Source organism: Streptomyces niger (genome assembly GCF_000718305.1).
Taxonomy (GTDB): domain Bacteria; phylum Actinomycetota; class Actinomycetes; order Streptomycetales; family Streptomycetaceae; genus Streptomyces; species Streptomyces niger.
The window spans coordinates 58,115-71,909 of the sequence record NZ_JOFQ01000004.1 but is presented as its reverse complement, the minus strand read 5'-3'; the positions used below and the strand labels follow the sequence as shown (position 1 = coordinate 71,909).

General features: G+C 69.7%; 12 protein-coding genes, 1 tRNA gene and 1 pseudogene. 3 read left to right on the top strand and 11 right to left on the bottom strand.

Annotated elements, in window-relative coordinates; all coding sequences use genetic code 11:
* Positions 1 to 50: 50 nt before the first annotated feature.
* The gene (locus IF20_RS09170) at positions 51 to 842 is read right to left on the bottom strand and encodes an SDR family NAD(P)-dependent oxidoreductase (protein ID WP_052864601.1); all 792 of its coding nucleotides are present in this window, start codon (positions 840 to 842) and stop codon (positions 51 to 53) included.
* A gap of 163 nt (positions 843 to 1,005) precedes the next feature.
* Positions 1,006 to 1,503 (bottom strand): MarR family transcriptional regulator TamR, encoded by a 498-nt coding sequence (tamR, locus tag IF20_RS09165; protein ID WP_052864600.1) that lies wholly within the window; start codon positions 1,501 to 1,503, stop codon positions 1,006 to 1,008.
* A gap of 131 nt (positions 1,504 to 1,634) precedes the next feature.
* Here tamR and IF20_RS09160 point away from each other — a divergent pair, with 131 nt between their 5' ends.
* Together IF20_RS09160 and IF20_RS09155 are read left to right on the top strand one after the other, a co-directional pair.
* Entirely contained in the window at positions 1,635 to 2,459 is an 825-nt protein-coding gene (locus IF20_RS09160) for a trans-aconitate 2-methyltransferase (protein WP_052864599.1), read from the top strand.
* A gap of 147 nt (positions 2,460 to 2,606) precedes the next feature.
* Positions 2,607 to 3,269 (top strand): Uma2 family endonuclease, encoded by a 663-nt coding sequence (locus tag IF20_RS09155; protein ID WP_052864598.1) that lies wholly within the window; start codon positions 2,607 to 2,609, stop codon positions 3,267 to 3,269.
* Positions 3,270 to 3,354: 85 nt separating this feature from the next.
* On the opposite strand, the gene IF20_RS09150 is transcribed toward IF20_RS09155, so the two are convergent.
* Both IF20_RS09150 and IF20_RS09145 read right to left on the bottom strand, forming a co-directional pair.
* A complete protein-coding gene (locus IF20_RS09150) occupies positions 3,355 to 4,041 on the bottom strand; it encodes a TetR/AcrR family transcriptional regulator (RefSeq protein ID WP_052864597.1) in 687 nt (228 codons plus the stop codon).
* A gap of 22 nt (positions 4,042 to 4,063) precedes the next feature.
* Complete coding sequence (locus IF20_RS09145; RefSeq protein WP_052864596.1) at positions 4,064 to 5,056, bottom strand: acyl-CoA desaturase; 993 nt, start codon at positions 5,054 to 5,056, stop codon at positions 4,064 to 4,066.
* A 344-nt stretch (positions 5,057 to 5,400) separates the two neighbouring features.
* Here IF20_RS09145 and ppc point away from each other — a divergent pair.
* A pseudogene (ppc, locus tag IF20_RS09140) lies at positions 5,401 to 7,947 on the top strand (phosphoenolpyruvate carboxylase); the annotation flags it as partial.
* 4 nt (positions 7,948 to 7,951) lie between these two features.
* Here the strand turns inward: ppc and IF20_RS09135 are convergent.
* The 7 genes from IF20_RS09135 to IF20_RS09105 all read right to left on the bottom strand — a co-directional run bounded on the left by IF20_RS09135 (position 7,952) and on the right by IF20_RS09105 (position 13,757).
* Positions 7,952 to 8,473, bottom strand: coding sequence for a hypothetical protein (locus IF20_RS09135; protein ID WP_052864595.1), 522 nt, complete (start codon positions 8,471 to 8,473; stop codon positions 7,952 to 7,954).
* An 81-nt stretch (positions 8,474 to 8,554) separates the two neighbouring features.
* Positions 8,555 to 9,148 carry an aminoacyl-tRNA hydrolase gene (pth, locus tag IF20_RS09130; RefSeq protein ID WP_052864594.1) on the bottom strand — a complete coding sequence of 198 codons (594 nt, stop codon included), beginning with the start codon at positions 9,146 to 9,148 and terminating at the stop codon, positions 8,555 to 8,557.
* A 119-nt stretch (positions 9,149 to 9,267) separates the two neighbouring features.
* Positions 9,268 to 9,861 carry a 50S ribosomal protein L25/general stress protein Ctc gene (locus IF20_RS09125; protein WP_052864593.1) on the bottom strand — a complete coding sequence of 198 codons (594 nt, stop codon included), beginning with the start codon at positions 9,859 to 9,861 and terminating at the stop codon, positions 9,268 to 9,270.
* 219 nt (positions 9,862 to 10,080) lie between these two features.
* On the bottom strand, positions 10,081 to 11,055 hold the full coding sequence (locus IF20_RS09120; protein ID WP_052864592.1) for a ribose-phosphate diphosphokinase: 975 nt from the start codon (positions 11,053 to 11,055) through the stop codon (positions 10,081 to 10,083).
* 106 nt (positions 11,056 to 11,161) lie between these two features.
* Positions 11,162 to 12,682: a bifunctional UDP-N-acetylglucosamine diphosphorylase/glucosamine-1-phosphate N-acetyltransferase GlmU gene (glmU, locus tag IF20_RS09115; protein WP_110944011.1), complete on the bottom strand. Its 1,521-nt coding sequence runs from the start codon at positions 12,680 to 12,682 to the stop codon at positions 11,162 to 11,164.
* Positions 12,683 to 12,812: 130 nt separating this feature from the next.
* Positions 12,813 to 12,884: transfer RNA gene (locus IF20_RS09110), tRNA-Gln, on the bottom strand.
* A gap of 12 nt (positions 12,885 to 12,896) precedes the next feature.
* Positions 12,897 to 13,757, bottom strand: a complete 861-nt coding sequence (locus IF20_RS09105) for a hypothetical protein (protein ID WP_052864882.1) — start codon at positions 13,755 to 13,757, stop codon at positions 12,897 to 12,899.
* Positions 13,758 to 13,795 lie beyond the last annotated feature (38 nt).

Sequence of the window (13,795 nt, the reverse complement as noted above, 5' to 3'; positions counted from 1 at the left end):
GTCGCTGCGGTGCTGCCGGCCGCGTGCTCGCCGTGGCCGGCCGTGGCTGGTCAGGAGGAGTTCTTCAGGACGCTCCAGCCGCCGTCGACGACGAGGCTCGCGCCGGTGACGAAGGAGGCGTCGGGGGAGAGCAGGAAGGCGATCGTGGCGGCGATCTCCTCGGGCCGGCCGAGCCGGGCCGCCGCGGTCTCGGCGGCGGTGGCCCGGCGGTCCTCCTCGGCGATGCCGTCCCAGGCCGGGGTGAGGACGGGGCCGGGCAGGACGGTGTTCACCCGTACGGCGGGGCCGTACTCGACGGCCAGCTGGCGGGCGAGGCCGGTCAGGCCCGCCTTGGACGCGGCGTACGCGGGCCGCCCCGGCAGCCCGAAGAGGGCGTGCACGGAGGAGGTCAGCACGACGGCGCCCTGCTGTGCGCGCAGGTCGTCCAGGGCCGCTCGTACGCCGAGGAACGCGCCGGTGAGGTTGACCGCGAGCTGGTGGTCCCAGTCGGCGCGCGGGGTGCGGTCGGCGGGCGCCGCGTAGTGGGTGAAGGCGTTGGAGACCAGGCCGTCGACGGGCCCGTAGCGGCCCCGGGCCGCGGCCACGGCGCGCTGCCAGGCGGCCTCGTCGGTGACGTCGCAGTGCTCGTAGGAGGCGGTGCCGCCGGCGGCGCGGATGCGGCGCGCGGTGTGCTCGCCGCGCTCGTCGTCGATGTCGAGGAGGAGGACGCGGGCGCCCTCGGCGGCCAGCCGGTCGGCGGTGGCGGCGCCGATCCCGGAGGCGGCGCCGGTGACGAGGTGGGTACGGCCGTGGAACCGTGGCGCCGACTGCGGCGCGGTCGGCGCGTCACGCTGGTGGCTCATGGCCGCGATCCAAGTCCACCGGGCCCTCGTGGGCAAGAGGGCGCGACCTGCGGGGCGCCGCCGTGCGGATGCGGTCCGCCCGCCGGACGCGGCGCCGTTGTGGCTGGTCGCGCCCACGCGGCGGAGCCGCACATCGGCACGTCCCGCGCCCCTTACGGGGCGCTCAGCCCGGAATGTTGTCGAACGGGGCCGTCAACTGCCGTAGCAGGCCAGCCAGTTCGCCGCGCTCTGCGCGGGACAGTTCCGCCAGGATCGCCCGCTCCTGGGTGAGCAGCCCGGCGAGCGACTGGTCGGCGCGGTCGCGCCCTTCCGTGGTGAGCCGGACGAGGACGCCGCGCCGGTCGCTGGGGTCCGGCAGTCGTTCGACGAGGCCCTTCTTGGCGAGCCGGTCGATACGATTGGTCATGGTGCCGGAGGTGACCAGGGTCTGCGTGAGGAGTTGGCCGGGGGAGAGCTGGTACGGCGAGCCGGCCCGGCGCAGCGCGGTGAGGACGTCGAACTCCCACGGTTCGAGGCCCACCTCGGAGAAGGCCAGCCGCCGCGCGCGGTCCAGATGCCGGGCGAGTCGGCTGACGCGGCTGAGCACCTCGAGTGGTTCCACATCGAGGTCGGGGCGCTCGCGGCGCCATGCAGCGACCAGTCGGTCGACCTCGTCCTCCATGACGATCAGTGTAGTGGTTGTGTCGATGTGAAGTCTCTTGACGTCAAGATATATTTTCCTGGACGATTGGGCAGCGTCGGCAGCAGTTCCTGCTCCACCGGCACTGGCCCGATCAGCAGAGGGGTTCGACCATGCACGACACGCACGTTGCGCCGACCTGGGACCCACAGCAGTATCTCCGCCACGCGACCCACCGCACCCGCCCGTTCCTGGACCTGCTCGCCCGCATCCCCGAGCTGCCCGCCCTGCGCCGCCCGCGCATCGCCGACCTGGGCTGCGGCCCCGGCAACGTCACGGCCCTGATAGCCGACCGCTGGCCCGACGCGCACATCACCGGCTTCGACAGCTCCGCCGACATGCTGGCCAGGGCCCGGTCCTACGAGGGCCCCACGCCGGGCGGCGGCCTGCTGGACTTCGCCCCCGCCGACGCCACGACCTGGACCCCCGACGAACCCTTCGACCTCATCGTCTCCAACGCGGCACTGCAGTGGGTCCCCGGCCACGCCGACTCCTTCGGCCCCTGGATCGACTCCCTCACCCCCGGTGGCACCCTCGCCTTCCAGGTCCCGGGCAACTTCACCTCCCCCAGCCACGCCCTGCTGGGGGACCTGTGCGACACCCCTCGCTGGCGGGCCCGCCTCGGTGACCAGGGACGGCGCTTCGTACACATCCTGGAGCCGGAGGAGTACCTGAAGCGGCTGATCGACCTGGGCTGCGCGGCGGACGCCTGGGAGACCACGTACGTCCAGGTCCTGCGCGGCGAGGACCCGGTGCTGGACTGGGTGAAGGGGACCGCCCTGCGCCCCGTCCTCACGGCGCTGGAGGACGATCCCGAGGCCCGCGAGGAGTTCCTCGACCAGTACCGCGACCTGCTGCGCAAGGCCTACCCGCCGGGGCCGCACGGGACCGTCTTCCCCTTCCGCCGCATCTTCGCCGTGGCCCGCAAGGAGATCTGAGCCGAGGTTGAATCACTGGCCTGAGCTGCACTTTCGGGTGAACGGACAGTGATTTTGTACGGCCGGTAGTGCGGTGGCTCTAGCCTCCGAGTGTCGCTTGTGCCACTGCGCTGCCCGCGCCCACACTGACGGAGGAGGTACTTCACGATGACCGCTCTTGCCTGCGAGGTGTCCCCCAGGATGAACGACGGTGGCGACAGCCCGGTCTCCGAGCTGGACGAGGTTCTGTGGCAGGCGTGGAAGGCCATGGAACTCCCCGAGGGATACCGGGCCGAGATCATCGAGGGGTCCATCGAGGTGTCACCTACGGGTCGCCGTCGCCACGGCATCGTCGTCGGTCGTCTTCTGCGCCGATTGAACGTCCACCTGGCGGATTCCGAGGATGCGGCGCATAACGACAGCAACGTCATCCATCGCCACAGATCCTGGATCCCCGATGTGTTCGTGGCTCCCGAAGACCTCGACGAAATCCCGGATGACGAGGGGCTCGGGGTCGATGTGGCAGGGGTGTCGATGGTCTTCGAGGTCGTCTCGCCCGGCCGGAAGAACATCGAGCGTGACCGCGTCCGCAAGCGCCGCGAGTACGCGCGCGCCGGCGTCCCGGTGTACGTCCTGATCGACGATTTCGACGAGGACGGCACCGTGACCGTGCTGACCGCACCGGACCCGGACAAGGCCCGGTACAGGGACGAGCACCGGGTGCCCTACGGCACCGAGGTCGTGATCCCCGCCGGGCCGGCCAAGGGCTTCATCATCGGTGAGGAGATCACCCGGCAGCCTGCGGAGGGCTCTGCCGCTGACGGGAAATGAGCGGTGTGCGGCTCAGAATCGTCCTCCAGGACCCGTTCGAGCTGTCACTCGAACGGGTGAAATCTGAAGGCCCCCGCCCCAGCGGTCACGCCTTGCGATGGCCTATCAGGCGGGGCTTCGGCTCCAGGCCGTCCAGGCCGTGCCAGGCCAGGTTCACCAGATGCGCCGCGACTTCCGCTTTCTTCGGCTTGCGGACGTCCAGCCACCACTGGCCGGTCAGCGCGACCATCCCGACCAGCGCCTGCGCGTACAGCGGCGCCAGCTTCGGGTCGAACCCGCGGGCCTTGAACTCCAGGCCCAGGATGTCCTCGACCTGCGTCGCGATGTCGCTGATCAGCGACGCGAACGTACCCGTCGACTGGGCCACGGGGGAATCCCGCACCAGGATGCGGAACCCGTCGGTGTAGGACTCGATGTAGTCCAGCAGCGCGAACGCCGCCTGCTCCAGGAGCTCGCGCGGGTGCCCCGCGGTCAGGGCGCCCGTCACCATGTCCAGCAGCTGCCGCATCTCCCGGTCCACGACGACCGCGTACAGCCCTTCCTTGCCGCCGAAGTGCTCGTAGACCACCGGCTTGGAGACCCCGGCCTTCGCCGCGATCTCCTCCACCGACGTGCCCTCGAAGCCCCGCTCGGCGAACACCGTGCGCCCGATGTCCAGCAGCTGCTCCCGGCGCTCCTTGCCCGTCATGCGGACCCGGCGCACGCGCCGCGCGCCCGCGCCGGAAGAAGCCTTGTCCTTGCTGCCACTCACGCTGCTGCCATCGATCGCCACCCGTCAATCATGCCTCCCCCGGCTACGGCTGGGCGGCGCCCCCCGGCACGGCCTTGTCCTGGCGGCGGGAGTCGAGCCGCGAAGCGTTCGGCCAGCGCACGTCGTACGCCCAGCCCAGCTTCTCGAACCAGCTGATCAGCCGGGCGCTGGAGTCCAGCTGCCCCTTCAACACGCCGTGCCGCGCGCAGGTCGGGTCCGCGTGGTGCAGGTTGTGCCAGGACTCACCGCAGGACAGGATCGCCAGCCACCAGACGTTGCCCGAGCGGTCCCGCGACTTGAAGGGGCGCTTGCCCACCGCGTGGCAGATGGAGTTGATCGACCACGTGACGTGATGGAGCAGGGCGACGCGCACCAGGGAGCCCCAGAAGAACGCGGTGAACGCGCCCCACCACGACATCGTCACCAGCCCGCCGACCAGCGGCGGGATCAGCAGCGAGACGGTCGTCCACAGGACGAACTGGCGGGAGATCGTGCGGATCGCCGAGTCCTTGATCAGGTCGGGCGCGTACTTGTGCTGCGGCGTCTGCTCCTCGTCGAACATCCACGCCATGTGCGCCCACCACAGGCCCTTCAGCAGGGCCGGCACGGTCTCGCCGTAGCGCCACGGGGAGTGCGGGTCGCCCTCCGCGTCGGAGAACTTGTGGTGCCTGCGGTGGTCCGCCACCCACCGCACCAGCGGTCCCTCCACCGCCAGCGACCCCATGATCGCCAGCGCGATGCGCAGCGGCCGCTTCGCCTTGAACGACCCGTGCGTGAAGTAGCGGTGGAAACCGATCGTGATGCCGTGGCAGCCGATGAAGTACATCGCCACCAGCAGCCCCAGATCGAGCCAGCTCACACCCCAGCCCCAGGCCAGCGGCACCGCGGCCACCAGGGCCAGGAACGGCACGGTGATGAACAGCAGCAGCGTGATCTGTTCGACGGAGCGTTTGCTGTCGCCACCCAGCGTCGCGGAGGGCAGTGGGATATCGGCGGACTTGACGGTTTTCTCGATGACTTCGGGGCCAGCGGTCATGTGTGTCCCTCGCTGGGGTCGGGGGCAGGGCTACGGTTCCGTAACCTACGGTCTCGTAAGTATGGCAGTGCCGCCACACCGTACAAGGGTGTGACCGGCCCGACAGCCCCTCTCACAGAGCGGACGGTGTGACCGCCGGAAAAGCGGAGATCTATCCTTGAGGCGTCGGACAGCGCGGTCCGCAACCCGCCACCAGGGAGTGTCCGAGAAGACACTCACCAGCCCAGACGTGCTCAACACTGCAAGGAGCCGCACCTGTGAGCAGTGCCGACATCTCTTCCGACGCCGCCCAGCGGACCCTCCACTCCGGGGCCCCCGACACGGCGGAAGCCGGCAACGGTGCCCTGCGTGCCGACATCCGCCGACTCGGCGATCTGCTCGGCGAGACCCTCGTACGCCAGGAGGGCCCCGAGCTTCTCGACCTGGTCGAGCGCGTACGCGCGTTGACGCGGACCGACGGCGAGGCCGCCGCCGAGCTCCTCGGCGACACCGACCTGATCACCGCCACCAAGCTCGTACGGGCCTTCTCCACGTATTTCCACCTCGCGAACGTCACCGAGCAGGTGCACCGCGGCCGCGAGCTGCGCGCCAAGCGCGCCGCCGAGGGCGGCATCCTCGCCCGCACCGCCGACATGCTCAAGGACGCCGACCCCGAGCACCTCCGCGAGACCGCGGCCCACCTCGCCGTGCGGCCCGTCTTCACCGCGCACCCCACCGAGGCCGCCCGGCGCTCCGTCCTCACCAAGCTCCGCAAGGTCGCCGAGCTGCTGGAGACCACCGACGCCGGCGACCGCCGCCGCGCCGACCTCCGCCTCGCCGAGAACATCGACCTGATCTGGCAGACCGACGAGCTGCGCGTGGCGCGCCCGGAGCCCACCGACGAGGCCCGCAACGCCATCTACTACCTCGACGAGCTCGGCCGCGGCGCCGTCGGCGACGTCCTCGAAGACCTCGCCGCCGAGCTGGAGCGGGCCGGCGTCCAGCTCCCCGCCGGCACCCGCCCGCTCACCTTCGGCACCTGGATCGGCGGCGACCGCGACGGCAACCCCAACGTCACCCCGCAGGTGACCTGGGACGTCCTGATCCTCCAGCACGAGCACGGCATCACCGACGCGCTGGAGCACATCGACGAGCTGCGCGGCGCCCTGTCGAACTCCATCCGCAACTGCGGCGCCACCGACGAGCTGCTCGCCTCCCTCCAGCAGGACCTGGAGCTCCTCCCCGAGATCAGCCCGCGCTACAAGCGGCTGAACAGCGAGGAGCCCTACCGCCTCAAGGCCACCTGCATCCGGCAGAAGCTCGTCAACACCCGCGAGCGGCTGGCCAACGACACCCCGCACGTCACCGGCCGCGACTACCTCGGCACCCGCGAGCTGATCGACGACCTCACCCTGCTGCAGACCTCGCTGCGCGAGCACCGCGGCGGCCTCGTCGCCGACGGCCGCCTGGAGCGCACGATCCGCACCATCGCCGCGTTCGGCCTCCAGCTCGCCACCATGGACGTCCGCGAGCACGCCGACGCCCACCACCACGCCCTCGGCCAGCTCTTCGACCGGCTCGGCGAGGAGTCCTGGCGGTACGTGGACATGCCGCGCGACTACCGCCGCAAGCTCCTGGCCAAGGAACTGCGCTCGCGCCGCCCGCTCGCCCCCAGCCCCGCCCCGCTGGACGAGGCCGGCGCCAAGACCCTCGGCGTCTTCGAGACGATCCGCAAGGCCAAGGACACCTTCGGCCCCGAGGTCATCGAGTCCTACATCATCTCCATGTGCGCCGGCTCCGACGACGTCTTCGCGGCCGCCGTCCTCGCCCGCGAGGCCGGCCTCATCGACCTGCACGCCGGCTGGGCCAAGGTCGGCATCGTGCCGCTCCTGGAGACCACCGACGAGCTGAAGATCGCCGACAAGCTTCTCGACGAGATGCTGTCCGACCCCTCCTACCGCCGCCTCGTCGCCCTCCGCGACGACGTCCAGGAGGTCATGCTCGGCTACTCCGACTCCTCCAAGTTCGGCGGCATCACCACCTCCCAGTGGGAGATCCACCGCGCCCAGCGACTGCTCCGCGACGTCGCCCACCGGCACGGCGTACGGCTGCGCCTCTTCCACGGCCGCGGTGGCACCGTCGGCCGCGGCGGCGGCCCCTCCCACGACGCGATCCTCGCCCAGCCCTACGGCACCCTCGAAGGCGAGATCAAGGTCACCGAGCAGGGCGAGGTCATCTCCGACAAGTACCTCGTGCCGTCCCTGGCCCGCGAAAACCTGGAACTGACCGTCGCGGCCACCCTGCAGGCATCGGCGCTGCACACCGCGCCGCGCCAGTCCGACGAGGCGCTGGCCCGCTGGGACGCCACGATGGAGACCGTCTCCGACGCCGCGCACGCCGCGTACCGCAAGCTCGTCGAGGACCCGGACCTGCCGACGTACTTCCTCGCCTCGACCCCCGTCGACCAGCTCGCCGACCTGCACCTGGGCTCGCGGCCCTCCCGCCGCCCCGGCTCGGGCGTCTCCCTCGACGGCCTCCGCGCCATCCCGTGGGTCTTCGGCTGGACCCAGTCCCGCCAGATCGTCCCCGGCTGGTTCGGCGTCGGTACCGGCCTGAAGGCGGCGCGCGAAGCCGGCCTGGACTCCGTGCTCGACGAGATGCACGAGCACTGGCACTTCTTCCGCAACTTCCTGTCCAACGTCGAGATGACGCTGGCCAAGACCGACCTGCGGATCGCTCAGCACTACGTCGACACCCTCGTGCCCGACGAGCTCAAGCACGTCTTCGACGTGATCAAGGCCGAGCACGAGCTGACGGTCCAGGAAGTCCTCCGGGTCACCAAGGAGGACGAGCTGCTGGAGTCCAACCCCCTAAGCCTTCGTCGGCAGCGTCAGATGTGTATAAGAGACAGTGACGTCAGAGCGTGAAGAACGCCGCCACCAGCAGCGCAACACCGGAAAGACCGACGGCCCACGCCGTCCTCCGCATGCGCAGGCCCCCCGCCACCACCAGCGAGGCCAGCAGCAGCGCACCGCCCAGCGGGACCCACGCGTACAGGATGCCGCCCGGGCCCGTCCGCACCGCACGGTCCGAGTCCGGCTCCACCGTGACCTCGACCCGCCGGCCCTTCTCCGGTGCCGCCGTCTCCGCGAGCACCACCTTCGCCCGCCGCTGCCCGTCCCCGCCCGTCGGCACGTAGGGACCCCAGCAGCGGTCGTCGTCGCACGCCGCGACCGTCATCGTGCCGCGCTCCTTCGCCTGCACGAGCATCGCGTACTGGGCCGTGCTCCACGACGTCCATGCCCCGGCCACCACGAGCAGCAGCGCCAGCAGCGCCATCAGCGCGTTCTTCAGCACGAGCAGCATCCCGAAGGCGCTCTCGCCGGCCCGCCGCGTACGGCTGCGCTTCTTGGTCCCCGTCGTACCTGTCCTGGACATGGCGGTGATCCTTGGCCATGCGAGTACGCCCGGTCAACTCGATCAGAACGGTTCGTCAGCCGACGTCCCGCGCTGTCCCGGTCAGGAGTTGTAGGCGGATTGCGCCCGTTCCAACCCCTCTGTGACCAGCGCTTCCACCGCGTCCGCCGCGCGGTCCACGAAGTAGTCCAGCTCCTTGCGCTCCGCCGCGGAGAAATCCTTCAGGACGAAGTCCGCCACCTGCATCCGCCCCGGCGGGCGCCCGATGCCGAACCGCACGCGGTGGTACTCGGCGCCCATCGACTTCGTCATCGACTTCAGGCCGTTGTGCCCGTTGTCCCCGCCGCCCAGCTTCAGCCGCAGCGCCCCGTAGTCGATGTCCAGCTCGTCATGGATCGCGACGATCCGCTCCACCGGCACCTTGTAGAAGTCCCGCAGGGCCGTCACCGGACCACCCGACAGGTTCATGTACGACGACGGCTTCGCCACCACCACCCGGCGGCTCCCCGGCCCCGGCGGGCCGATCCGCCCCTCCACCACCTGCGCCCGCGCCTTGTGCGTCTTGAACCGGCCGCCCATCCGCTCCGCCAGCAGATCGGCCACCATGAACCCCACGTTGTGCCGGTTGCCGGCGTACTCGGGACCCGGATTCCCCAGACCCACCACCAGCCACGGACCCGCCGCGCCCTCACTCACAGCTGCACTCCTGTACGTAAGAAAAAAACCGCCGCCCCGCTCGCAACGAACGGGACGGCGGCGGAAGAACCGGTGACGGCGACCGTCGGAACGGACGGCCGTCAGAGGCGGTCCGAGGCTCAGGCCTCGGCGCCCTCCTCGGCCTCGCCCTCGCCCTCGGCGGCGGCCTCGGCCTGCGCGGCCACGACCTGCAGCACGATGGCGTCGTCCTCGACGTCCAGGGAGACACCCTGGGGCAGCTTGATGTCCTTCGCCAGGACCGACTGGCCGGCGTCCAGACCCGAGATGTCGGCGGTGACCGACTCGGGGATGTGGGTGGCCTCGGCCTCGACCGGCAGGGTGTTCAGGACGTGCTCGAGCAGGTTGCCACCCGGGGCCAGCTCGCCCTCGGTGTGGATCGGCAGCTCGACGTTGACCTTCTCGCCACGGCGGACCAGCAGCAGGTCGACGTGGTTGATGATGCCCATGCGGAGCGTGGCGCGCTGCACGTCCTTGGGGATCACCAGCTCCTGCTTGCCCTCGATGTCCAGGCTGATCAGAACGTTCGAGTTCTTCAGCGCCATCAGGGTGTCGTGGTGCGGCAGGGCCACGTGACGCGGCTCGGAGCCGTGACCGTACACAACGCCGGGAACCTTGTCCTCGCGACGCAGACGACGGGCGCTGCCCTTACCGAACTCCGTACGCAGCTCGGCGGAAATCTTCACCTCGGCCATGGTGCACTCCTCGTATCTCTCGGATCTGACGACCGTCACCCGGCCCACGACAGACCTGCTACGAAGAGCGCGTCGATAACGGAGCTCCGTACGTATGAGTACGGCCTCCCTCGCCGAGCAACTCGATGAGTCTACCCGGCGGGGAGGCCGTCCCGAAAATTGATCTCTGGCGTGCTACGGAAGCTTCCGCCGGAAGCCCCGGTTAAACCGGAAATCAGCTCACTGCTCCTCGAAGAGGCTGGTCACCGAGCCGTCCTCGAAGACCTCCTGGATCGCCCGCGCGATCGTCGGCGCCATCGACAGCACCGTGATCTTGTCGAGCTCCAGCTCACCCGGCGTCGGCAGCGTGTTGGTGAACACGAACTCGCTCACCTTGGAGTTCTTCAGGCGGTCGGCGGCCGGGCCGGACAGGATGCCGTGCGTGGCGGTCACGATGACGTCGGCCGCACCGTTCGCGAACAGCGCGTCGGCGGCCGCGCAGATCGTGCCGCCGGTGTCCACCATGTCGTCGACCAGGACGCAGACGCGGTCCTTCACATCGCCCACGACCTCGTGGACGGTGACCTGGTTCGCCACGTCCTTGTCGCGCCGCTTGTGCACGATCGCCAGCGGGGCGTCCAGCCGGTCGCACCAGCGGTCGGCCACCCGCACGCGGCCGGCGTCCGGGGAGACGACCGTCAGCTTGCTGCGGTCCACCTTCGCGCCCACGTAGTCCGCCAGCACCGGCAGCGCGAACAGGTGGTCCACGGGGCCGTCGAAGAAGCCCTGGATCTGGTCCGTGTGCAGGTCCACCGTGACGATGCGGTCCGCACCCGCGGTCTTCAGCAGGTCCGCCACCAGACGCGCCGAGATGGGCTCGCGGCCGCGGTGCTTCTTGTCCTGACGGGCGTAGCCGTACGACGGAATGACCACCGTGATGCTCCGCGCGGAAGCCCGCTTCAGAGCATCGATCATGATGAGCTGCTCCATGATCCACTTGTTGATCGGAGCCGTGTGGCTCTGAATCAGGAAGCAGTCCGCACCACGCGCCGACTCCTGGTAACGGATGTAGATCTCACCGTTCGCGAAGTCGAAGGCCTTCGTCGGGACCAGGCCGACACCCAGCTGGTGGGCAACCTCCTCCGCCAGCTCGGGGTGGGCGCGGCCGGAGAAGAGCATCAGCTTCTTCTCGCCGGTCGTCTTGATCCCGGTCACAGCAAATCTCCTTGCCAAGCTGTCAAACATGAGGGCGCTGGGGGTGCGCCGTCCACGTTGCGTGCGCTTATCACGGTACGCCCCGCACGGCGCACCCGTTGCCCGGTCACTGCTCGTCCTTGCTCTCCTGACGAGCAGCCGAAGCGGCCTGCGCGGCGGCGCTTCCCGGTCGCTTGCGAGCGACCCAACCCTCGATATTCCGCTGCTGTCCACGCGCGACAGCCAGCGAACCCGGGGGCACATCCTTGGTGATCACGGAGCCCGCCGCGGTGTACGCGCCGTCCCCGATCGTGACAGGAGCCACAAACATGTTGTCCGACCCCGTCTTGCAGTGCGAACCCACCGTCGTGTGGTGCTTCGCCTCGCCGTCGTAGTTCACGAAGACGCTCGCCGCACCGATGTTGGTGTACTCACCGATGGTGGCGTCCCCGACGTACGACAGGTGCGGCACCTTCGTGCCCTCACCGATCTTCGCGTTCTTCATCTCCACGTACGTGCCGGCCTTCGCCTTCGGCCCCAGCTCCGTACCCGGCCGCAGATACGCGTACGGGCCCACGCTCGCCCCCGCGCCGACCCGCGCCCCGTCCGCCACCGTGAACGACACGACCGCGCCCTCGTCGACCGTCGTGTCCGTCAGCCGCGACTGCGGGCCCACCTCCGCGAACGCCCCCACATGCGTGCTGCCGAGCAGCTGCGTACCGGGATGCACGACAGCGTCCGGCGCGAACGTCACCGTCGCGTCCACCCACGTCGTCGCCGGATCCACGACCGTCACACCACTCAGCATCGCGGCTTCCAACAGCCGCTCGTTCAGCAGCCGGCGGGCCTCCGCCAGCTGCACGCGGTTGTTGATCCCCAGGATCTCCCGGTGGTCCGGCGCCACCGCCGCACCCACCCGGTGACCGGCCTCCCGCACGATCCCCAGCACATCCGTGAGGTATTCCTCACCCTGGCTGTTGTCCGTCCGCACCTTGCCCAGCGCATCGATCAGCAGCCGCGCGTCGAACGCGAACACACCACTGTTGATCTCCCGGATCGCGCGCTGCGCGTCCGTCGCGTCCTTGTGCTCCACGATCGCGGTGACCGCGCCGGTGGCCTCGTCCCGCACGATCCGCCCGTACCCGGTCGCGTCCGGCACCTCGGCGGACAGCACGGTGACGGCGTTGCCGTCGGCGGCGTGCGTCTCGGTCAGCGCCTTGAGCGTCTCGCCCGTCAGCAGCGGTGTGTCACCGCACACGACCACCACGGTCCCGTCCAGCTCCACACCCGGCGCACCGGCCTCGCCGGAGCCGCCGGAGGTCAGCTCCTCCAGCCCCATCCGGACGGCGTGACCCGTGCCGTTCTGCTCGTGCTGCACCGCCGTGCGGACGCCCGCGTCGATCTCGGCGAGGTGCGCGGTCACCTGCTCACGGGCATGCCCCACGACCACGACGAGGTGCTCGGGGTCCAGCTCACGGGAGGCGGTGACGACGTGGCCGACGAGGGAGCGGCCGCAGATCGCGTGCAGGACCTTGGGGGTCGCCGACTTCATGCGGGTGCCCTCACCCGCTGCGAGAACGACGACGGCGGCCAGTGGGGTGTCCCCTGTTCGAGCGGAGCCGAGAACGTGGGGAAGGTTGGCGCTCACGGGATGCCCTTCGGCTTCTTGGCTACTTCGGGTGGTGGACACCCGAAGGATACCGGTGCGTATTGCAGCCGAAACGCGGACGGGTCCCGACGTGTCCGCCGGGACCCGAACTGAGCAGATGTGTTCTCTGCTCCCCTGCCAGGACTCGAACCCGGACATAGGGCACCAAAAGCCCCAGTGCTGCCAATTACACCACAGGGGATAGTAAACGGGGTTAAACCGGACATCCCTCCGGCTGATCCCGTTCGACACCCAACACTATGCCGTACCACCAGCCTTCAATGCGACGGTATAGGTCGGCACCCTTTCTCACCCGTACCACGAGACACCCGTGGTAGTCGTCCCCGATGTTCTTCCGAACCGTCTTCGGGTTGTGCTTCTTGAGGGTCGTCTTGCTGAAGGCGGCGGCGTCGACTCCGACCACCTCGCCCCAGAAGCGCTCCGCTTCGAGCGCATCGGCGGACTCGTGGATCATCACGCGAAAATCCAGCCGCGCACGCTCCACGCCGAGCAGGGTGAGCCAGGCAAGGTAGACCCTGATCATGCCGGGGTCGCTGTTGACGAAGAGGACGTCCTCGCGGCGCTGGTACGACTTGCTCTTGGCGCCTTCGGCCCAGTAGAGCCCGACCCCGACCAGGAACAGCTCTCGGTCGGAGAGTTGGCCGATCTCCTTGGCTGCTGCTGACTTCGTCTCCGCGCACTGCCGGTCACGCGCTTCCCGGTACGGCGCCCAGCGGGCCTCCCGCATCCGGTGCATCCGCTCCGGTGAAGGGGACGGTTTCGGCAGATCCCGGACCCACAGCGACACCGAGCTCTTCGAGACGCCCAACTCGGCCACGATCTCGTCGTACGTCTTACCTGCCCGTCGTAGCTCGCGTGCCTGGGCGCGCAGGCCGTCCTTCGCGTTGGGGCGCTTCGTCCACTCCGGGGGTGGCTCACCTTCGAGGAGTCGGGTCAGCAGGTGGTCGCTGTCAACCTTGAGGCGGTCGCGGATCTGGCGGCGGCTGAGGCCTGCGCGGCGGAGGGCCACGGCCTCGTCGCGCAGGGGCTCGAATCCCGTGTGGGTGTTTGTCACAGTGCAAAGCGTCACGGCATCGCTGGACGGACGCGCCG